16 protein-coding genes are annotated in these 20,726 nt (G+C 38.8%); 11 read left to right on the top strand and 5 right to left on the bottom strand.

What is annotated here, in order from left to right; all coding sequences use genetic code 11:
• Nucleotides 1–20: 20 nt before the first annotated feature.
• Nucleotides 21–1,958 (bottom strand): ATP-binding cassette domain-containing protein, encoded by a 1,938-nt coding sequence (locus HX005_RS18320; protein ID WP_107009875.1) that lies wholly within the window; start codon nt 1,956–1,958, stop codon nt 21–23.
• 229 nt (nt 1,959–2,187) lie between these two features.
• On the opposite strand from HX005_RS18320, the gene HX005_RS18315 reads away from it, so the two are divergent.
• Both HX005_RS18315 and HX005_RS18310 read left to right on the top strand, forming a co-directional pair.
• Nucleotides 2,188–3,207 carry a putative solute-binding protein gene (locus tag HX005_RS18315; RefSeq protein ID WP_502872772.1) on the top strand — a complete coding sequence of 340 codons (1,020 nt, stop codon included), beginning with the start codon at nt 2,188–2,190 and terminating at the stop codon, nt 3,205–3,207.
• A gap of 149 nt (nt 3,208–3,356) precedes the next feature.
• A complete protein-coding gene (locus HX005_RS18310) occupies nt 3,357–4,364 on the top strand; it encodes a putative solute-binding protein (RefSeq protein WP_286378451.1) in 1,008 nt (335 codons plus the stop codon).
• A gap of 75 nt (nt 4,365–4,439) precedes the next feature.
• Here the strand turns inward: HX005_RS18310 and tyrS are convergent, their stop codons facing one another.
• Nucleotides 4,440–5,654 (bottom strand): tyrosine--tRNA ligase, encoded by a 1,215-nt coding sequence (tyrS, locus tag HX005_RS18305; RefSeq protein WP_286378450.1) that lies wholly within the window; start codon nt 5,652–5,654, stop codon nt 4,440–4,442.
• 80 nt (nt 5,655–5,734) lie between these two features.
• On the opposite strand from tyrS, the gene HX005_RS18300 reads away from it, so the two are divergent.
• The 3 genes from HX005_RS18300 (at nt 5,735) to HX005_RS18290 (ending at nt 8,350) form a co-directional block, all read left to right on the top strand.
• The gene (locus HX005_RS18300) at nt 5,735–6,862 is read left to right on the top strand and encodes an anhydro-N-acetylmuramic acid kinase (protein ID WP_286378449.1); all 1,128 of its coding nucleotides are present in this window, start codon (nt 5,735–5,737) and stop codon (nt 6,860–6,862) included.
• A gap of 132 nt (nt 6,863–6,994) precedes the next feature.
• Entirely contained in the window at nt 6,995–7,840 is an 846-nt protein-coding gene (locus tag HX005_RS18295; protein WP_286378448.1) for an alpha/beta fold hydrolase, read from the top strand.
• 198 nt (nt 7,841–8,038) lie between these two features.
• Nucleotides 8,039–8,350: an ankyrin repeat domain-containing protein gene (locus HX005_RS18290; protein ID WP_107010003.1), complete on the top strand. Its 312-nt coding sequence runs from the start codon at nt 8,039–8,041 to the stop codon at nt 8,348–8,350.
• Nucleotides 8,351–8,646: 296 nt separating this feature from the next.
• Here the strand turns inward: HX005_RS18290 and HX005_RS18285 are convergent, their stop codons facing one another.
• The gene (locus HX005_RS18285; protein ID WP_286378466.1) at nt 8,647–9,330 is read right to left on the bottom strand and encodes a TIGR04219 family outer membrane beta-barrel protein; all 684 of its coding nucleotides are present in this window, start codon (nt 9,328–9,330) and stop codon (nt 8,647–8,649) included.
• Between the two features lie 138 nt (nt 9,331–9,468).
• On the opposite strand from HX005_RS18285, the gene HX005_RS18280 reads away from it, so the two are divergent.
• From HX005_RS18280 to HX005_RS18265, 4 genes are all read left to right on the top strand, one after another.
• Complete coding sequence (locus tag HX005_RS18280) at nt 9,469–10,899, top strand: aldehyde dehydrogenase family protein (RefSeq protein WP_286378447.1); 1,431 nt, start codon at nt 9,469–9,471, stop codon at nt 10,897–10,899.
• A gap of 141 nt (nt 10,900–11,040) precedes the next feature.
• On the top strand, nt 11,041–11,547 hold the full coding sequence (locus HX005_RS18275) for a DUF1287 domain-containing protein (RefSeq protein WP_286378465.1): 507 nt from the start codon (nt 11,041–11,043) through the stop codon (nt 11,545–11,547).
• Between the two features lie 331 nt (nt 11,548–11,878).
• On the top strand, nt 11,879–13,363 hold the full coding sequence (locus HX005_RS18270; RefSeq protein ID WP_286378446.1) for a sodium-dependent transporter: 1,485 nt from the start codon (nt 11,879–11,881) through the stop codon (nt 13,361–13,363).
• Nucleotide 13,364: 1 nt separating this feature from the next.
• Nucleotides 13,365–13,475, top strand: a complete 111-nt coding sequence (locus tag HX005_RS18265) for a methionine/alanine import family NSS transporter small subunit (protein ID WP_107010000.1) — start codon at nt 13,365–13,367, stop codon at nt 13,473–13,475.
• Nucleotides 13,476–13,562: 87 nt separating this feature from the next.
• Here the strand turns inward: HX005_RS18265 and rsmB are convergent, their stop codons facing one another.
• Nucleotides 13,563–14,873, bottom strand: coding sequence for a 16S rRNA (cytosine(967)-C(5))-methyltransferase RsmB (gene rsmB, locus HX005_RS18260; RefSeq protein WP_286378445.1), 1,311 nt, complete (start codon nt 14,871–14,873; stop codon nt 13,563–13,565).
• On the bottom strand, nt 14,870–15,832 hold the full coding sequence (gene fmt / locus HX005_RS18255) for a methionyl-tRNA formyltransferase (RefSeq protein WP_286378444.1): 963 nt from the start codon (nt 15,830–15,832) through the stop codon (nt 14,870–14,872). The genes rsmB and fmt overlap by 4 nt, the downstream gene beginning before the upstream one ends.
• Before the next feature lie 448 nt (nt 15,833–16,280).
• Between fmt and HX005_RS18250 the strand changes: the two genes are divergently transcribed.
• Together HX005_RS18250 and HX005_RS18245 are read left to right on the top strand one after the other, a co-directional pair.
• Nucleotides 16,281–18,407: an ESPR-type extended signal peptide-containing protein gene (locus HX005_RS18250; protein ID WP_286378443.1), complete on the top strand. Its 2,127-nt coding sequence runs from the start codon at nt 16,281–16,283 to the stop codon at nt 18,405–18,407.
• Nucleotides 18,391–20,726, top strand: a 2,336-nt coding sequence (locus HX005_RS18245; RefSeq protein WP_502872771.1) for a beta strand repeat-containing protein, incomplete at its 3' end; no start/stop codon positions are given. The genes HX005_RS18250 and HX005_RS18245, both read left to right, overlap by 17 nt.

The raw sequence follows: 20,726 nt of genomic DNA, 5'->3' as shown, positions 1-20,726 counted from the left end.
ACTTCCTCTTGGCTAAATGATTAATCTTCAAAAGAACTTTCTAATTCTTCTAATTCCATCATCAGTTCTAACATTTGCTCTTCAGCATGTTCTAACTTGGCTTTCGATTCAGTCTGTTCATTCATCAACTTGAGTAAGTCATCTTTACGATTTGCCTCATAAAGTGCGGTATCACCGAGTAAGGTTTCAATTTCAACAAGACGAGGCTGAATTTTACCAATTTGTGCTTCTATTTTTTCAATATTTTTACGAATTGGGCGACTCACCTCACGACGACGTGCCATTTCTTTGCGCTGTGCTTCTTTATCTAATTTTGAAATGGTTGGTTTGACTTGAACTTGTGATTGCACAGGTGCAGCAGGTTTTTGCCCTTGTTTGATTAAATCAAGACGAGCTTGGCGTAACCAGTCTGCATAGGCTGTCAAATCACCATCAAATTCACGGCTTTGCCCATTGTGAACTAAAATGAGTTCATCACAAACACTTGCAACCAATTGGCGTTCATGCGAAACCAATACCACAGCACCTTCAAAATCTTGTAATGCCATGGTCAGTGCATGACGCATATCTAAATCTAAATGGTTGGTTGGCTCATCGAGAATCAAGACATTTGGGCGTTTCCATACAATCAGTGCTAAAGCTAAACGCGCACGTTCACCGCCAGAAAAGCTTTCACTTGGCGTATCCATGCGTTCGCCACTAAAGCCAAAACTACCAAGAAAAGATCGAAGTGTTGCTTCACTAATTTTTTTGTCTGCAATACGAGCCAATTGTAGCATTGGGCTTGCAGTGCCATCTAAAGCATCCATTTGATGCTGCGCAAAATAACCAATATTGAGCAGTTCAGATTCTTTACGATGTCCTTGTATTAAAGCTAAATCACCGACAAGAGATTTGATCAGGGTTGATTTACCTGCACCGTTCATTCCCAATAAACCAATACGACTGGTTGGTGTAATTTGTAAATTTACATTGGTAATAATCAGTTTATTGCTATAACCAATATCGGCATGTTCAAGCTCAAGCAGTGGTGAACTCATTTTACTTGGTTCACGGAAACTAAAGGTAAAGGGTGTATCTACATGTGCAGCAGAGAGTTCTTGCATACGTTCAAGCTGTTTGATACGGCTTTGTGCTTGTTTGGCTTTGGTGGCTTGTGCTTTAAAGCGATCAATATATTTTTGCAAATGTGCACGTGTTTCAAGCTGTTTTTCATAGGCTTGTTGTTGTTGTGCTAAACGTTCGCTACGTGTGCGTTCAAAGGTTGAATAATTACCTGTATATAAAATCAATTCTTGATTTTCGATATGTAAAATATGATCTGTAATCGCATCTAAAAAATCACGGTCATGTGAAATTAAAATGAGTGTACCTTCATAGGCTTTGAGCCAGTCTTCTAACCATAAAATAGCATCTAAATCTAAATGGTTGGTTGGTTCGTCGAGTAGCAGTAAATCTGAACGACTCATCAATGTACGTGCCAGATTTAGGCGCATACGCCAACCGCCCGAGAAGCTTGAAACATCAAGTTGTGACTGATATTCAAAGAACCCTAAACCTGCCATTAACTGTGAAGCTTTTGCTGTTGCTGAATAGCCGTCGATTTCATCAAAACGACCATAGAGATGTGCAAGTTCATCATTATTCAGTTGTTCAGGGTGTTCAAGTTGATGTTGAATTTGCCAAAATTCTTCATCACCAGAAAGGACGAAATCAATTGCTTTCATATCCAAAGCTTTAATTTCTTGTGCCATATGTGCCACAGTCCAAACATCAGGACGATTTAGGCTACCATGATCTGATTCCATTCCGCCCAGTAAGGCTGAAAATAGCGTTGATTTACCAGCACCATTGACACCAGTTAAACCAATTTTCCAACCTGGATGGAGTTGCATCGATGCTTTTTGAAAAAGTACACGCCCACCGCGACGTAAAGAAAGTTGTTCTAGCTGAATCATGAATAAAAACTATACTGCAAAATGTATGCGCTATCTTAATAGATAAATGAGTTTGCACCAAAGAATAAAATATCCACAGCAAGTTTCTCAGTTTAAAATAAAAGAAATCATTTTATGCTTTCGTCTATAAAATGGTTAAAATTGTACATAAAGTATTGGTTTTATGATACAAATCACACTTATAAGTATTTTAATTGAGTTTTATAAATAAAAAACGTTGTAGGAGAAAATGATGCATAAAATAAATACACTAAGTTCTAGTGCCTTATTTTTATGTACTTTAATGGCATCAAGTTTAGTTGAAGCTAAACAAAATGTTTGTGTATTTGATTTGCTTGGAAAAGCAGGGGAATCTTATAAATTAATGGAGGAGTGGGCGCTTGCTTCAAAAAGTTGGGGAGCAAATGTTAATTTAGTTGCATATCGTTCAGAGGCACAAGCAGAGCAAGATTTTAAAACACAAAAATGTGATGCTGTTGCAATGACTTCAATGCGCTCACGTCAATACAATAAATTTGGTGGTTCTATTGATGCTTTGGGGGCTGTTTCTTCAAATGAAATTGCACATAAGGCAATTGTTTATGCTTTAGATAAGCGTAATGCGCGCCGTTTAGTCTCCACACAAAATGGTGTGAAATATGAATTAGCAGGAATCAGCCCTTTAGGTATTGCTTATATTTTTGTTCGTGACCGTGCGATTAATACATTATCGAAAGCCAAAGGTAAAAAATTTGCCTATTTACACTACGACGATGCACAAAAAATGGCAGTTCAACAAGTGGGTGCTATAGGTGTTCCTTCTGATATTTCAAATTTTGTTAAAAAATTTAATGATGGGCAAGTCGATGCAATTGCTGCACCTGTATATGCCTTTAGACCTTTAGAAATTTATAAGGGCTTAGGCGATAAAGGAGCAATGTTCACTTTTCCTGTTGTGAATGTGACGGCTGATCTGATTTTAAAATCAGACCAATTTCCATTGGGTTTCGGTGAAAAATCTAGAGCGTGGTCTGTACAGCAACTTCCTAAAATGTTTAAGAAAATTCAATATATGGAGGCTGATATTCCTGCTAAATACAAACTCACGATCTCCAAAGAAGATCAATTAACCTATCAAAGATTATTACGTGATGGACGAATTGAGCTTACAAAACGCGGTATTTATGATGTAGATATGATGACGGTTCTAAAAAGAGCACGTTGCACGGTTGATCGAACAAATTTTGAATGTTCACTTTCAGGCGAATAATCAATTTTTTAGATCAAACAGAAATATGATTTTTGAACGTTTGATTTTGATATTTGACCTCAAAAATCATATTTAAAAAACCAGTTGTCACAAGAGTAAATAACATGAGTTAAATCAAAAATTAATTTTATTATTAAGGGAATAAAAAAATGAAAAAAATAATCGGCGTTGCTTTAATGGCATTTATGTCATGGCAAACAAATACTGCTGTTGCGAAACAAAATGTATGCATATTCGATTTACTGGGTAAAGCAGGTGAATCTTATAAATTGATGGAAGAATGGGCATTGGCATCGAAGGAATGGGGTGCGAATGTAAATTTAGTGGCTTATCAATTTGAAGAACAAGTCGCAAAGGACTTCAAAACCAATAAATGTGATGCTGCGGCAATGACCACGATGCGTTCGCGAGAATATAACCGTTTTGGTGGTTCAATTGATGCTTTAGGAGGTATTCCAACCAATGATATTGCACGAAAAGCGATTTTATATGCGATGGATAAACGTAATGCAAAACGTTTAGTTTCAGAAAAAAATGGTGTGAAATATGAGTTAGTAGGAATTACTCCACTGGGTATTGCTTATATTTTTGTGCGAGACCGTTCAATCAATACTTTAGAAAAAGGTAAAGGTAAAAAATTTGCCTATTTACACTATGATGATGCCCAAAAAATGGCAGTTGAACGTGTAGGTGCCATCGGTGTTCCTTCTGAAATTTCTAATTTTGTGAAAAAGTTTAATCGTGGTGAAGTCGATGCAATTGCTGCACCTGCTTATGCGTATAAGCCCTTAGAAATTCATAAAGGCTTAGGGGCAAATGGTGCAATGTTTACTTATCCTGTGGTCAATGTGACTGCGGATTTGATTATTAAAGCAGATCAATTCCCAGATGGTTTTGGTTTAAAATCACGTGAATGGTCAGTTAAACAATTACCAAAATCTTTTAAAAATATTGAGCGTATGGAAGCAGAAATTCCTGCCAAATATAAGTTTGATGTCTCTAAAGAAGATGCGCTTCGTTATCAAAAATTATTAAGAGATGGGCGTATTGAGCTGACTCAAATGGGCGTTTATGACCCAGTGATGATGTCTGTTTTGAAAAGAGCGCGTTGTACAGTAGACCGCACAAACTTTGAATGTAGTACGACAGGTGAATAAGTGACTAAAATAAAGATGATCTTTTTCATATAAAAAGCCATCTATTCGATGGCTTTTTAAACTGAAGTGAAAGTATTAATCTACAAATGTCACTTTAGCAATGGCTTTTTTACTTGCCTGAATGATCAGCGTACCGTTTTCTTTCACCATATAACCTGCATCAACAACTTCCCAATCGACTTTCACGGCTCCACGTGAAACAGCATCTTTTGATTGCGCTGAATTTTTGGTTAAGCCCGCTGCTCGCAAGATAGAAATAATAGACACTTCACCACCAAACTCAGCACGTGAAATAGTCACTTCAGGCGTACCTTCAGGCAATTCACCTTCAGTAATCAGGTTACCTGCACCTTTGTGTGCATGTTCAGCTGCTTCCGCACCGTGAAAACGTTCTACCAACTCAAGTGCAAGAATTTTCTTGATGTCTTGTGGATTACGCCCTTCAGCCATTTCTTTCAATAAAACTTCAATGTCGTCCATTGATTTAAAGCTGAGTAACTCAAAATAACGCTCAATCAGGCTGTCAGGCATAGACAGTACTTTTTGGTACATTGCGCCTGGTGCATCAAACACACCAATATAGTTACCCAAAGATTTAGACATTTTATTGACGCCATCTAAACCTTCAAGAATCGGCACAGTGATACACACTTGCGCTTCTTGATTATAACGACCTTGTAAAGTACGACCCATTAACAAGTTAAAGGTTTGGTCTGTACCACCAAGTTCTACGTCTGCTTCAAGTGCAACAGAGTCATAACCTTGTACTAAAGGATATAAAAACTCATGAATCGCAATCGGTTGATGGTTGTTATAACGGTTAGTGAAATCGTCACGTTCAAGCATACGTGCTACAGTTTGCTGTGAAGCCAGTTGAATTAAATCAGCAGCAGTTTTGCTTGCAAACCATTCAGAGTTAAAACGAACTTTGGTTTTATTTGGATCAAGAATTTTAAAGACTTGTTCTTGGTATGTTTTTGCATTTTCTAAAACTTGTTCACGTGATAATGGTGGACGTGTTGCACTTTTACCTGTTGGGTCACCAATCATCGCGGTATAGTCACCGATCAGGAATGTCACGTTATGACCAAGATCTTGAAAAGTTTTTAGCTTATTAATCAGAACAGTATGTCCAAGATGAAGATCAGGTGCAGTTGGGTCAAAACCTGCTTTAATATTCAAAGGACGATTTTCTTTGAGTTTCTTTAATAAGTCCTCTTCAGAAATAATCTCGTGTGTGCCTCGTTGGATGAGGGCAAGTTGTTCTTCCGCTGGCAGGAAATTAGACATCACAAAATCCAATACATCAGTTATCTCATTTGTGCGATATACTAACATTTTTTCAGCACAATGCAGGCGAAGAATAACGCATGACAACAATCTATATTGGCATAATGACAGGAACAAGCATGGATGGTGTCGATTTTGTCGCAGCTTCATTTGATCCTTTACAGATTCATGCCACTTTGACTGTGCCATTTGAGCCTGACTTACGTGCTGAACTGATGGCGTTGACTTTGCCCGATGACAATGAAATTGATCGTATGGGCAAAGCTGATGTTGAACTGGCAACCATGATTGGTAATGGCGTCAATCAACTGATCGAAGAAAATCAATTGGATCGTTCACAGATTAAAGCCATTGGTTCACATGGGCAAACCATTCGCCATCGTCCTGAACATGGATTTACCTTACAAATTGGTGATCCCAATATCATCACTGAAATCACGCAAATTCCTGTGATTTCAGATTTTCGTCGTCGTGATATGGCAGCAGGTGGGCAAGGTGCGCCTTTAGTCCCTGCATTTCATCAGGCATTATTTCAACATTCAAGTATTCATCGGGTGATTCTGAACTTAGGCGGTATCGCCAATGTCAGCATGTTACCTGCGGGTAAACCTGAAGAAGTCTATGGTTTTGATACAGGACCTGCCAATATTTTGATGGATGCATGGTGCCATCGTTATACAGGTCAGCCTTATGATGAAAATGGCAACTGGGCAGCGTATGGGCAACCGATTCGTAGCTTGCTAGACCGCTTACAGGCACATGAATATTTCTCTAAAGAACCGCCAAAAAGTACAGGGCGTGAGGATTTTAATCTGGAATGGCTGGATGAGCAGATTGCAGATTGGCGCAATGACCTTGAATATGACGAACTTGAAGATACGCCTGAAAATGTTCAAGCCACGCTTATGAAGTTAACCACGCGTGCGATTAAAAAAGCCATTTACCGTTCACCATTGGACACAGGTGAAGTCTATGTTTGTGGTGGCGGTGCATATAATTCGCATCTCTTGGAACAACTTCGTTGGCGTTTGCGTAAACATAATTGGTCCGTACAAACCACCTCGGCATTGGGTTTAGCCCCAACTTGGGTCGAGGCAACCGCATTTGCATGGCTAGCCATGCGTTTTGATCAACGGCTGAGTGGTAATTTGCCTGCGGTAACAGGTGCCCAAGGTGATCGTATTTTAGGAACAATTACAGCAGTATAAGTAGATGGGTTAAAGAGGTTGGATAATTGTCAAACAATCATCGACCTGTTTAGCCCTTAGACTGTCCTGTTCAGCCGTTTTAAACTTTATCAGAAAGCATCAAGATCAATAAAAATTAAAATTGAGGTCATCATGGGTTTAGATATCAAAAACCAACGCATCGAATCCTTTCAACGAGAAAATCTGAGTTTTGATGTCATCGACACAGGTCCTTTGCATGGACAGATTTTTGTGTTGCTACACGGATTTCCTGAAACCAATAAAAGCTGGCGTGAAACTTCCGAAATTTTAAATGCTCAAGGCTATCGAACTTTGGCGGTCAATCAGCGTGGTTATAGTTTGGCTGCACAACCGCAAAAACGCCGTGATTATCGTAGTTCAGCTTTGGTAGAAGACGTAAATGCGTTACTTGATCTGATTCAGCAGCCTGTTTATCTGATGGGGCATGATTGGGGTGCTGTGGTGGCATGGGAAGTTGCACAGCGCTATCCTGCCAAAATTAAGCACCTGATCACGATTTCTGTGCCACATAAAGCAGCATTTATCAGAGCCATGCTCAGCAGCAACCAATTATTTAAATCTTATTATATGGGATTGTTCCAGCTGCCTAAAATTCCTGAACTATTATTTGAAAAATTACCAAAAATTGGGCAAGCTTTATTAAAAGATTCAGGCATGACTGCACAACAGCTCAATGATTTTCAGCAGGAAATTGTGCAGGAGAAGCGTTTAAGTTCAGCCCTGAACTGGTATCGTGCGATTCCTTTTAGTTCCAGTAAAAACTTAACTCAGGCAGTGACTGTGCCCACCTTATTTATCTGGGGTAAACATGATTCAGCCATTGGTGCAAAAAGCGTTGCGTTTAATAAACACTACGTCAAAGCACCCTATAAAGAAGTGATTATGGACGCAACCCATTGGATTCCTGTGCAAAATGCAAAAGCACTTAGCCAATATGTGCTTGAAACCATTGCTTAAAATATTACGCTTTTAATACTTTGTGGATGAGTGAATGGAGATAGCAAAGTTGATATTTTCATTGGAGAAAATATATTTGTCGAAAACATTTTTATTTTATTGACTCATTTTAGGGATTTCATCGCATTTAATTAAACTGAAAAGTTTGATCTTGAATATACTTCAATCCATTGATGTCAAAAAAGCAGGTCATGATTTATGCAATTTAATTCTATCTCACCCATTCCTGAAGATGATGAAGAGCTACATTTACCTGAATTGGTATATTGGTCTTCTTTGGGGGATTTTGAACAAGTCAAGAAATGTTTGGCTGATGGCACAGATGCCAACACAACGGACGATGAAGGTTATAGTGCATTGCAGGCAGCAGCAGAAAATGACCAATTGGAAGTCGTAAAATTATTACTTCAACATGGTGCTGATCTTCAATATAAAGCAGCTTATACCGCTTTAGAACTGGCTGAAATGGCAGGTCATCAAGAGATCGTTGCTTATTTAAAAAGTTTATAAGTGGACAATTTAAAACAGCAATAAAAAAGAAAACCCCATCTTCCTGATGAGGTTTTCTTTGTATTGGTTAGTTAGATCTGACTCCTGTCGAATCTCACGTTCCTGATGCTCAGACCAATTATTGTTGTTTTATGTCTGGGAAACTTCCTGTTCCCTATGAATATAGAATAAGGATTTTGATGTTGTAGAACTAGAGGAAAATTACTGTATTCTGTGTACGTTATTTCCTACAAAAATGAAACATAAAAAAGCAGATCCTAAGATCTGCTTTTACATTGAAGGGATATATTTGCAAATTAGAAGTGGGCATCTAAACCGATATAAGGACCTTTAAATTCAAACTTCATATCACGTTTATCTAGATCACTCAGTTCAATGTTCATGACACGATAGCCAACTTTAGCACCAACATCGAGTAAAATGCTTTGCACAAAGTTATACTGAACTTCGGCTTGTGCATCAGTAATTTTCACGTCGTTTACGTTGGTATAAGTTGCTTCAGCTTTTGCACTTAAACCTGTAAATGGTAGTTTGACTCCTGCTTCTGCATAAACAATCGGCGCATATTCATCAACATCAAAGCTTGTACCGAATTGTTTAACATCACCATTTAAGCGCGTTGCACCAACACCAACATCGGCTTTCACAACATTGTCTAAAATTTCGTAATATAAAATAAAGTCAGTATGATCAAGATTTAGATCAGTTTTTGTTAATGCATCAGTGTCGGTTTCTGTATCTAATTTTGTATATTTTACTTTGACATTTGGAATCACAGGAATTGGATGTTCAAAAGCAACAGAAGCTTGAACAGTACCTGTGCGGTCTAAATCTTGATCCGCTAATTTTTTCTCATCAATATTGGCTTTGCCATCAATATTCCAATAACTGATATCACCTTTTAAGCCAATAAAGTCAGCTTGTGCAAATGAACTTAATCCTAAAACTGCAAGAAACAGGGGTAATTTTACTAACTGCATAACATCCTCTGGCTGAAAATACGTATTTTTTGGCATGATTGTTACTTAAATACATTTCATAGTTATAAAAACTGAAGGCATGATATAGGGGTTTCAGCCATTTTGCATTATCAGAATAGAGATAAAAGGAGATAAGTTATGGCAGTATTGGAATTTCCATTATATGTTGCAGGCAAGCCAGTAAAAACAGAACAATGGTTAGAAGTAAACAATAAATTTAGTCATGAAGTTTATGCCAAAGTTGCATTGGCAGATGAAAAAACCTTAGAAAAAGCAATAAGTTTGGCTGTTAAAGCGGAAAAAGAAATGGCAGCTTTGAAGCCATTTCAAAAACAAAAAATTCTTTTACATTGTGTACAGCGTTTTCAAGCATTGCGTGAAGAACTGACCGAATTACTTGTTATAGAAGGGGGAAAGCCAAAAAGTGCAGCATCAGCTGAAGTTGAGCGCCTCATTAATACTTTTCAAATCGCTGCGGATGCTGTCACACAGCTAGAAGATGGACGTTTAATGCCACTTGCAGTGACACCCGCAGCAGCAGCATTTCGTAGCATGATTCAATATGTGCCTATTGGTGCAGTATCTCTCATTAGCCCTTTTAATTTTCCATTAAATTTAACAGCACATAAAATTGCTCCCGCAATCGCAGCAGGTTGTCCTTTTGTTTTAAAACCTGCCAGTTTAACACCGATTTGCGCACTTAAAATCGCTGAAGTTTTGGCTGAAACAGACTTACCCAAAGGTGCATTTTCAGTTTTACCATGCCCACGTGAACACGCTGATGTTTTAGTGACAGATGACCGTTTTAAACTGTTAAGTTTTACAGGTTCCGATGTAGTGGGTTGGGACATGAAAGCACGAGCAGGACGTAAAAAAGTCACTTTAGAGCTCGGTGGAAATGCTGCGGTCATGATCGAGCCTGATACAGAAATTACAGATGGATTGGTTGATCGTATTATTGGTGGGGCATATGGGCATGCAGGGCAAGTTTGCATTAGTGTGCAACGAATCTTGATTCATGCTGATATTTATACCGAACTCAAGAAAAAATTAATTGCGAAACTTAAAAAAATTAAAGCTGATGATCCTGCTTTAGTCAGTACCTTAGTTGGTCCTATGATTAAAGAAACAGAAGCGTTACGTTTGAAAAAATGGGTCGATCAGGCAGAGAAAAAAGGTGCCAAAGTATTGATTGGAAATACACTTAAGGGGGTAATGTTTGAACCTACTTTATTGGAAAATGTCGATGAAAGCCTAGATATTTACCAAAATGAAGCTTTTGGTCCTGTGGCTATTTTAGAAAAATATAAGGACTTTGAAAAAGGTATTCAGATCATTAATAAAAGCCGTTTTGGCTTACAAGCAGGTATTTATACGCAAAACCTAAGCAAAATGTTATATGCATGGGATCATTTACATGTTGGCGGTGTCATCATTAATGATATTCCAACATTCCGTGTTGATAATATGCCTTATGGTGGCGTCAAAGACTCTGGCTTAGGGCGAGAGGGTATTCAGTCTGCAATTCGTGATATGCAAGAAGAACGTTTGCTTGCCATTAAACAATAAAATTGATGACTTTGATAAAGGGGTTTCGACTTCTTTATCAATGGTCTATTGAGGAATAATAACGTGATAAAACCAATTTTAAAATTTTTTAGTTTTGTATTTTTACTGAGTACTTCAGCATTTTTATGGGCATTTCAGCCTATGCAGTTGGTGGATGATGCGCGGTCACAAATTTGGAAAACATTATATTACGACCCTGCTTATACACAACTTACATATCCTATGGGAGATGTGCCTCTGGTGAAGGGCGTTTGCACAGATGTCGTGATTCGTGCATTACGACATCAAGGCATAGATTTACAACAACGCATTCATGAAGATATGAAAGCAAATTTCAAAAAATACCCACAAAAATGGGGCTTAAAAAATACAGATAAAAATATTGATCATCGTCGTGTTCCCAATATCATGACTTATTTTCAGCGACAAGGTTATGCTGTGAACGACCAAAACTTTAAAGCAGGCGATATCGTAACATGGGATTTAGGCAAAGGTTTGGTGCATATTGGCATTATTTCAAATAAAACAACGATGCTAAATAAAGTCCCTTTAGTCATTCATAATATTGGTCATGGAACACGTGAAAATGATATTTTATATGAATATAAAATTACAGGACATTATCGCATTCCTAGTACCGTAAAATAACCATGAATAAAATAGATATTTGTAGAGGATGAATAGGCAATAAAAAAGTAAAGATTAAGTTAAAAATGATTATTCTAAAGTCGAATTTAGTGTAGAAATTACAGTAAAAGGCAAGGAAAACAGGTATTGTTGCGCCATTAAACAGTTTTTTTTTAAGATTTTCTTTAAGCAAGAAATTCATAACCAAGAACTGGTTTGAGATAACAACAAAGCACTCACAAGGTGCCGTTTTATTCAAACAACAAAGAATTTAGGAATTGGTCACTTTTTTGTACGCAAAAGACAAAGACAACATGCGGCAATTGAGTGCTCACGGATTTAGGTATTTTCTATGTCAGATAATCGTGAAAGCTGGTCAGCACGATCAGGCTTTATTTTAGCGGCGATTGGTTCAGCCGTGGGTTTAGGTAATATTTGGCGTTTTCCTTATGTTGCTTATGAAAATGGTGGTGGTGCATTTTTAGTCCCTTACTTGATTGCAATTTTTGCAGCAGGTTTACCATTACTATTTTTAGACTATGCAGTGGGTCATAAGTATCGTAAAGCACCACCAACTGCGTATAAAAAATTAATGAATAGTGAAGCATTAGGTTGGTGGCAAGTGATGGTTACACTGGTCATCGGAATCTATTATGCAAGTGTTTTGTCATGGGCTGGCAACTATATGTATTACTCCATTGGTCAACAATGGGGCAGCAATACAGAAAACTTTTTCTTTAAGACCTATCTGCAAAATGGAGAAGGTTTGGCTTTAGGTTTTGTACCCACTTTATTTTTTGGTTTAGTCATTGTTTGGGTTGTGGTGATGTTCATCCTCTATGGGGGAGTGCGTCGTGGTGTGGAACTTGCCAATAAAATCTTTATGCCTTTATTGGTCATTTTATTCACGATATTGGTGATTCAAGCGCTACGTCTTCCGGGTGCGGCAGAAGGCTTAAATGCATTCTTTACACCCAATTGGGGGGCAATGATGAGTTATAAGGTATGGTTGGCAGCCTTTGGTCATATCTTCTTTTCATTGTCTGTTGGTTTCGGGATCATGCTGACCTATGCATCGTATTTAAACAAAAAAGCCAATATGACAGGTTCAGGCGTTGTGGTTGCATTAGCCAACTCATCATTTGAAATTTTAGCAGGAATTGGCGTCTTTGCTGCTCTTGGTTTCATGGCACAAAGTTCAGGTGTTCCTGTAAAAGATGTGGTTTCAGGAGGAATTGGTTTAGCCTTTATTGCATTCCCGAAAATCATTTCAAGCATGGGTTCAGGCGGGGATTTATTTGGTTTCTTGTTCTTTGCTTCACTTGTGGTTGCTGGGATCACTTCGATGGTGAGTATTTTACAAGTACCGATTGCAGCGTTCCAAGACAAATTTGGCTGGTCTAAAAATAAAGCTGTGACCATTATTGGTGGAATTTCTGCGGTGATTTCAACGCTGTTATTTTCTACACATAGTGCAATTACCTTTGTTGATATTATTGATTATTTTGCCAACAATATTGGGATTGTCGGTGGTGGTTTATTATCAATTATTTTGGTGTCTTGGTTACGTCGTCCATTGATGCAAACACTTCAAGCACATGTGAACCAATATTCAAGTATTAAATTAGGAACGGGCTGGAATTTCCTATTAACAGTCATTACGCCATTGTCTTTACTCATCGCTTTATTGCTCACCATTAAGGCTGTGATCACAGATGGTTATGGTGGATATCCTGCTGCAATATTATGGTTAGTCGGTGGTGCTGTATTGGCATTCTTTGTGCTGGGTGCAGTGATTTTAAGTATGATGAAAGACAAAACATCGGAGGAAAATTAACATGAATACATCTGCGATTATCATGATGATTTTATCAATTGTTCTGCTTTGGGGTGGTCTTATTGTTGCCACTATTCATCTTATTAAAAATCCAGATGAGGCAGAAGACTAACGCTGTATTGTCTTTACTCATTGTATGAAAAAAATGCCCGATATGATCATCGGGCATTTTTTTATTGTGTTTTAAGCAGACAAATATTTATGCAATTTTCTGAATCTTACAATAATAAAAGCCATCACCGAAACCCGTTTCAGGTAATAACTGACGACCATGCGTTTGAGTTAAACCCCATTTTTCCTCAATTTTAATCTCTTGTGCATCTGCATTTTCAGCAAAAAAATCAATCATTTGCTGTTCATTTTCAGCTTTTAAAATCGAACATGTAATGTAAAGCAAAGTACCGCCAACTTTAAGTTGTTGCCACATTTGATTTAAAATTTGTTTTTGCAATTCAACTGTTTTTTGAATATCAGTTGATTGGCGTAAGACACGAATATCTGGGTTGCGACGCATAACGCCAATTGCTGAACATGGTGCATCTAATACAATACAATCCACTAATTCAGGGCTGACCCATGTTGTTGCATCTGCTGTTAAAATCTCAACTTCAGTCACATCATTTAAAGCCAAACGTTCTAAGTTTTCAGAAACACGTAAGAGACGTTTTGCATCTTGATCTAGAGCAATCAGCTTTTTAGGCTGAAAATGCTCTAAAATATGCGCAGTTTTTCCACCGGGTGCGGCACAAGCATCGACAACAATTTTGCCATTTAAGTCAGGCAATAATGTTGCACAAAGTTGAGCGTGTTCATCCTGAACAGAAAAACCACCCTCCTCGAAACCGGGTAAATGGGTGATATTGGTGTTTTGTTCAAGCACGATACCTACTTCAGACAAATCACATTCATGTGCTTTGATATCTGCCTCATCTAAAATTTCAAGATATTCATCACGGCTAACTTGGCGTTCATTCACTCGTAAAGTCAAAGGCGCACTTTGTTTTAAGTTATGGCAAAGTTCCTGAACATCTTCAGACCAGTCTTTCTTTAAGCGTTTATATAGCCAGCTTGGTAAACCATGTGCTTCTTCTAGTGCAGCTTGAAACTCAGGTGTTTCACGTGAAACACGGCGCAAGATCGCATTGACTACACCGCCCATGGCTTCATAACCGAGTTGCTTGGTCGCTGTTACTGTTTCTGAAATTGCTGCATGAGCAGGAATTCGAGTGCAGAGTAACTGGTATAAACCAAGATAGAGGCAAGTTTCAATTGAAGGGTTATTTAAAGGCTTATTGAGTAAAGGTAAGGTAATGGCTTTTAGCGCATACCATTGACGTAATGTACCCAAAACCAATTCATGAAATAAAGCACGATCTCGTTCTGTGACTTGCTCTAAATTTTGATGTAAAAAACTATTTAAAGATTTTCCATCTTGTACAGAAAGTAAAGTGCGAACCACTTGAGCACGTAAATTCACCATTTGCTTAGACGCGTGATGTTGTTGGCTCATGCGAAAATATGTCCTATGTTTAACTTTTGAGTTTGAATGATTTGTACAGCATTTAGAGCTTTACCGCCCGGCCATTGTAATTGAGTGATACAAACCGCTTTCTGATCACCACAAACCACATGTACACCATGTTGATCAATTGCAACCACTTCGCCTGCAACCGCATTATCTGTATTTACATCAGACAATGATGAATTCCAGACACGCAAATTATTACTTTCATCTATAGGCGTAAAAGCAACAGGCCAAGGGTTAAATGCTCGAATATTACGATCAATTTCTACAGCAGATTGAGCCCAGTTAATTTTTGCTTCAGCTTTTGAGAGCTTATTTGCATAAATCGTTAAAGCTTCGTCTTGTACTTCACGTTTTGCTAAATATGTTTGTAAAATACTTTCAGATGCCAATACTGTACAAATCGCTTCTGCACCTTGTAATGCAAGTTTGTCATGTAAAGTTGCTGATGTATCCGTTGCTTCAATTGGGCAAACTGTTTTTAACATCATATCGCCAGTGTCTAGACCAGCCGCCATTTTCATAATCGTCACACCAGTTTCTACATCACCTGTAGAAATAGCACGTTGAATGGGTGCTGCACCACGCCAACGTGGTAACAAAGAACCATGAATATTAAGACAGCCATATTTTGGGGTGTCTAAAATGGCTTGTGGTAAAATTAAGCCATAAGCTGCAACCACCATGACATCGGCATTGAGTTCTGCCAATTGTTTTTGTGCAGCCAAACCTTCCTCTGTAGAAGACTTAAAATTTAAAGGTTGATAAACAGCTAAGTGATGTTCCAGTGCGAGTTGTTTGACCGCAGAGGCTGTGATTTTTTGCCCACGTCCCGCTTTACGATCTGGTTGTGTGTAGACAGCTACAATTTCATGATCAGTTTTTAAGAGTGCGTTGAGTGCATGGGCTGCAAATTCGGGTGTACCTGCAAAAATGATTTTCAAGATTGAAGCTCTAAAAAAAATTAAAAAGAAGTATAGCAAAGCTAGCCCAAAGCAGACTCTTTTAATAAATTTTAATAAAAAAATAAAAAAAATGTAAATGTGAAAAGACTTAATATTACAAATAAGAATTGCTTCATTGAAAAAATAAATAAAATCAATATCTTGTTTTTTAAATTTTATCATTTGTAAGAAAAATTAATCAATTTTATGTGATTGTTAATGTTTTGAATAATAGTAAATTTTTGATTAATATGATTGAATATTACGCAGTGAATATAAAAATGCGATACAAGGGTTGTAATAAGAGCGATAGTGTGAAAAAAGTCGCATAATTTTGTTGATTTTTGACGCCATTCGTTATTTAATTGTAATTAATTTTGTGTGTTTTATGTGCACTTTTGAAAGAATACTAAAAAATTTCTAAGTGCCACCCTAAGAGGAATATCTAATGAATAAGATTTACAAAGTGATTTGGAACGCAACCTTAGGTACGTGGGTGGCAGTGTCTGAGATTGCAAAAGGAAAAACAAAATCATCAACTGCTCAGGTTACAACCTCTGAAACCATTTTGACGGATGAAGAACAAAAAACTCAATTTTTCAAAATGACCAAAATGGTGTCCTACCTGATTTTAGCGACAGGGACGATGACCACTGCATTGACTCATGCGGGTGCAGGTATCTTCATTAATGATGGTACTGATACTGCTTGTACTTGGACATATGACCAAGGCGGCTATAACTTAATGGGTAACTATAGTGGTACTAACTCCACAACTGGATTTGGTAGTAATGTGGTATCAACATCTAATGCTACAAATACGCCATCAAATGCAAACTTAGGTGGAAATGCGAACGTAACGTGTGTCGCAACTGACCGTTCTACACAGACAGGGCGTGTATTATTTTATGGAAATGGCACAGGTTCAAATAGCTTAACACTAGGTGGGGACCTTTACGCTAACGGTGGTAACCTTGGGCTTGGTGGTGGTCAGAGTGGTGGAAATGGAACGACAACTGCCAAAGGCTCTATGCGTATTGGTGGTGGTGTTTCTGGCACTAATAACGCAACCGCAGCTGGAACTTTAGGTGCTGTTTCTGGTCAGTATGCAGTTGCAATTGGTGGTGGGGAAACCAATGCTAATGCGACTGTGGCTTCTGGTGAGAAATCAGTTGCATTGGGTTATAGTACTAAGGCTACAGGGACTCAATCCATTGCAATAGGCGATAGTGGTAATGCAGCTGGATTAAGAACGACAGCCATTGGAGCTGACACCTATGCAGCAGGAACAGCATCTATTGCAATTGGTGGTGCACAAAATCCTAAACTAGCAAGTGGTGCTATAGGTAATCAAGTAGTAGGTTCTAGAACCTTAAGTATTGCAACAAATAGTGCAACTAAGTTTACAGGAAGTACAAAAGGTTCTTCAGGACAGTTTGATTTTGATTTAACAATTGCCAATGGTGTTGCAACAGGCGGTACATATAAAACGGCAACGAGTGGTGTAACAAAAACTTTAGATGCAGCAGCAGCACAAACTTTATATCAGACTTTGATTACAGGAGCAGCAGCAGCAGGTTCAGGTTTTGGTCAAGGTATTGCAATGGGGTCATCGGCTCTTGCATTAACAACCCAATCAGTTTCTATTGGCGCAGACTCCCAAGCATTAGGTGAACAGTCTACAGCATTGGGTGCAAATACTCGAGCACATGGTGATGCATCGGTTGCCATTGGTGGTGATGACATCACTGCTATTACAAATATACAAGCCAATAAAGACCAGTTTAAAACATTAACAGGTAATGATTTATCTGGTGCTTATGTTGCTACTGAAAGCTCTGGTGGTGCTGCGGTTGCAATTGGTGCAACAGCAACAGCAAAAGGTAACTTTGCTACTGCAATTGGTATGACAGCGACTGCTGGTGGTGCTGGTGGTGTGGCTATTGGTGCAACATCTGTAGCTTCTGGCGATGGATCTATGGCAATGGGTCTAAATGCAAAAGGGGTGGGTAAACAATCTCAAGCATTAGGGACAGCAGCACAAGCTTTGGCGGAGAACTCAACAGCTTTGGGTACAAAAGCAATTTCGCAAGGAACTGATGCAGTTGCAATTGGTGTTGGCGCAGTTGCAGGTACAAGTACAACGGTAGGAAATGAAGCAGTCGCGATAGGTAGTGATGCAAAAGCACTTGCAACAGGTTCTATTATTGTTGGTGGTAGCTCAAGTATTTCGGCAGCAGGAACAAATTCAGTTGCAATTGGTAATAATATTACGGTAACTAACCAAAACAGTGTTGTTTTGGGTGCAAACTCTATTGATAAAGCAAATGTTCAGCATTCAAATCAAACTGTAAATGGAATTAAATATAATTTTGCTGGTACTTCTGTTGGGGTTGTAAGTATTGGTGCGGTAGGTGCAGAACGTCAAATTGTTAACGTTGCACCTGGGGAAATTTCAGCAACAAGTACAGATGCGATCAATGGTTCACAGCTTTATCAAACCAATACAGCATTAGAAACTGCAAACAAAAGTCTTGCTGATGTTGATTGGTGCGCAAGTGAATACCAATCCTAATGGTACAAGTTCAATAGTTGCACCAACTTTTAATGTAAATGGTAAAAATTATACCAATATTAAAAGTGCTTTAGATACATTAGATAATGGTTGGAATGTTAAATCTGATGCTAATCCAGCACAAGCAGTGAAAACTGGTGATACAGTTGATATCGGTCTTGCAACAGGTGAAAATAACTTAACTGCGACACAAACTGCATCAAATGGTACAACAACTATTGATTTTGCTTTAAAGAAACAACTTGATCTAGGTGCGGCAGGTAGTGTTACAACAGGCGCTACAAGTATTAATAATATAGGGATAAATACGCCTCAAGTAAAAATAGGCGATGTAACAAATAATACGGTATTAACAAGTACAGCAAATGGTCTCGATGTTGGTGGTGATAAAATCACGAATGTTGGCAAAGGTGATGTGTCTGCAGCATCAACAGATGCGATCAATGGTAGTCAGTTAAATGCAGCACAAGGCAGTACAAGTAGTATTATTGGTGGTGGTGTAACCAATAACGCAGGAAACTTGAGTGGTCCATTCACTACCAATGGCAGCAGCTATAACACCATTGCTGAAGCAATTGCAGACCAAGCGAAGAAATCGAAAACGACAGTAACGCAAGGTGAAAACATTGTTGTAACTTCAGGGACTAATGCTGATGGTTCTGCGAATTATCAAGTCGCAACGGCGAAAGATGTTAACTTTGATAAAGTGACTGTTGGTAATGTAGTCACGGATGGCGCAACAGGCAAAATCAGTGGCTTAACTGCAGGAGATGTCTCTGCAAGTTCAACAGATGCCATCAATGGTAGTCAGTTAAATGCAGCACAAGGCAGCACAAGTAGTATTATTGGTGGTGGTGTAACCAATAATGCAGGAAACTTGAGTGGTCCATTCACGACCAATGGAAACACCTATAACACGATTGCTGAAGCAATTGCAGACCAAGCGAAGAAATCAAAAACCACTGTGACTCAAGGTGAAAACATTGTTGTAACTTCAGGTACTAACGCTGATGGTTCTGCGAATTATCAAGTCGCAACGGCGAAAGATGTCAAGTTCGATAAAGTGACTGTTGGTAATGTAGTCACTGATGGCACAACAGGCAAAATCAGTGGCTTAACTGCAGGAGATGTCTCTGCAAACTCAACAGATGCCATCAATGGTAGTCAGTTAAATGCAGCACAAGGCAGCACAAGTAGTATTATTGGTGGTGGTGTAACTAATAATGCAGGAAACTTGAGTGGTCCATTTACTACCAATGGCAGCAGCTATAACACCATTGCTGAAGCAATTGCAGACCAAGCGAAGAAATCGAAAACGACAGTAACGCAAGGTGAAAACATTGTTGTAACTTCAGGGACTAATGCTGATGGTTCTGCGAATTATCAAGTCGCAACGGCGAAAGATGTTAACTTTGATAAAGTGACTGTTGGTAATGTAGTCACGGATGGCGCAACAGGCAAAATCAGTGGCTTAACTGCAGGAGATGTCTCTGCAAGTTCAACAGATGCCATCAATGGTAGTCAGTTAAATGCAGCACAAGGCAGCACAAGTAGTATTATTGGTGGTGGTGTAACTAATAATGCAGGAAACTTGAGTGGTCCATTTACTACCAATGGCAGCAGCTATAACACCATTGCTGAAGCAATTGCAGACCAAGCGAAGAAATCGAAAACGACAGTAACGCAAGGTGAAAACATTGTTGTAACTTCAGGGACTAATGCTGATGGTTCTGCGAATTATCAAGTCGCAACGGCGAAAGATGTTAACTTTGATAAAGTGACTGTCGGTAATGTGGTCACAGATGGTGCGACTGGCAAAATCAGTGGTTTAACGGATGGTACGGTTGCAGCAGGTTCAACTGAAGCTGTGACAGGTAATCAGCTCAATACCACGGCACAAAGCACAGGCGATCTTATTGGTGGCGGTGTGACCAATACTGCAGGTAGTTTAAGTGGTCCATTCAATGCCAATGGCAGCAGCTATAACACCATTGCGGATGCAATTACTGATCAAGCGAAGAAATCAAAAACCACTGTGACTCAAGGTGACAACATTGTTGTGACTTCAGCGACCAATGCTGATGGTTCAGTGAACTATGAAGTGGCAACGGCGAAAGATGTTAACTTTGATAAAGTGACTGTGGGCAATGTGGTCACAGATGGCGCGACAGGAAAAATCAGTGGCTTAACGGATGGTACGGTTGCAGCAGGTTCAACTGAGGCTGTGACAGGTAATCAGCTCAATGCACAAGGCGAAGGTGTTAAAAACATCATCGGTGGTTTAACAACGTATGATCCAAGTACAGGTACATTAACCAA

It is taken from the genome of Acinetobacter sp. R933-2 (assembly GCF_030325485.1).
GTDB lineage: Bacteria > Pseudomonadota > Gammaproteobacteria > Pseudomonadales > Moraxellaceae > Acinetobacter > Acinetobacter sichuanensis.
This window is presented reverse-complemented; position numbering and strand designations above follow the sequence as displayed.

What these genes read in the sequence shown, in the direction of transcription:
- HX005_RS18320 (WP_107009875.1), bottom strand. Translation starts at nt 1,958, where the DNA reads ATGATTCAGCTAGAACAACTTTCTTTACGTCGCGGTGGGCGTGTACTT.
- HX005_RS18315 (WP_502872772.1), top strand. Translation starts at nt 2,188, where the DNA reads ATGATGCATAAAATAAATACACTAAGTTCTAGTGCCTTATTTTTATGT.
- HX005_RS18310 (WP_286378451.1), top strand. Translation starts at nt 3,357, where the DNA reads ATGAAAAAAATAATCGGCGTTGCTTTAATGGCATTTATGTCATGGCAA.
- tyrS (WP_286378450.1), bottom strand. Translation starts at nt 5,654, where the DNA reads ATGTCTAATTTCCTGCCAGCGGAAGAACAACTTGCCCTCATCCAACGA.
- HX005_RS18300 (WP_286378449.1), top strand. Translation starts at nt 5,735, where the DNA reads ATGACAACAATCTATATTGGCATAATGACAGGAACAAGCATGGATGGT.
- HX005_RS18295 (WP_286378448.1), top strand. Translation starts at nt 6,995, where the DNA reads ATGGGTTTAGATATCAAAAACCAACGCATCGAATCCTTTCAACGAGAA.
- HX005_RS18290 (WP_107010003.1), top strand. Translation starts at nt 8,039, where the DNA reads ATGCAATTTAATTCTATCTCACCCATTCCTGAAGATGATGAAGAGCTA.
- HX005_RS18285 (WP_286378466.1), bottom strand. Translation starts at nt 9,330, where the DNA reads ATGCAGTTAGTAAAATTACCCCTGTTTCTTGCAGTTTTAGGATTAAGT.
- HX005_RS18280 (WP_286378447.1), top strand. Translation starts at nt 9,469, where the DNA reads ATGGCAGTATTGGAATTTCCATTATATGTTGCAGGCAAGCCAGTAAAA.
- HX005_RS18275 (WP_286378465.1), top strand. Translation starts at nt 11,041, where the DNA reads ATGCAGTTGGTGGATGATGCGCGGTCACAAATTTGGAAAACATTATAT.
- HX005_RS18270 (WP_286378446.1), top strand. Translation starts at nt 11,879, where the DNA reads ATGTCAGATAATCGTGAAAGCTGGTCAGCACGATCAGGCTTTATTTTA.
- HX005_RS18265 (WP_107010000.1), top strand. Translation starts at nt 13,365, where the DNA reads ATGAATACATCTGCGATTATCATGATGATTTTATCAATTGTTCTGCTT.
- rsmB (WP_286378445.1), bottom strand. Translation starts at nt 14,873, where the DNA reads ATGAGCCAACAACATCACGCGTCTAAGCAAATGGTGAATTTACGTGCT.
- HX005_RS18250 (WP_286378443.1), top strand. Translation starts at nt 16,281, where the DNA reads ATGAATAAGATTTACAAAGTGATTTGGAACGCAACCTTAGGTACGTGG.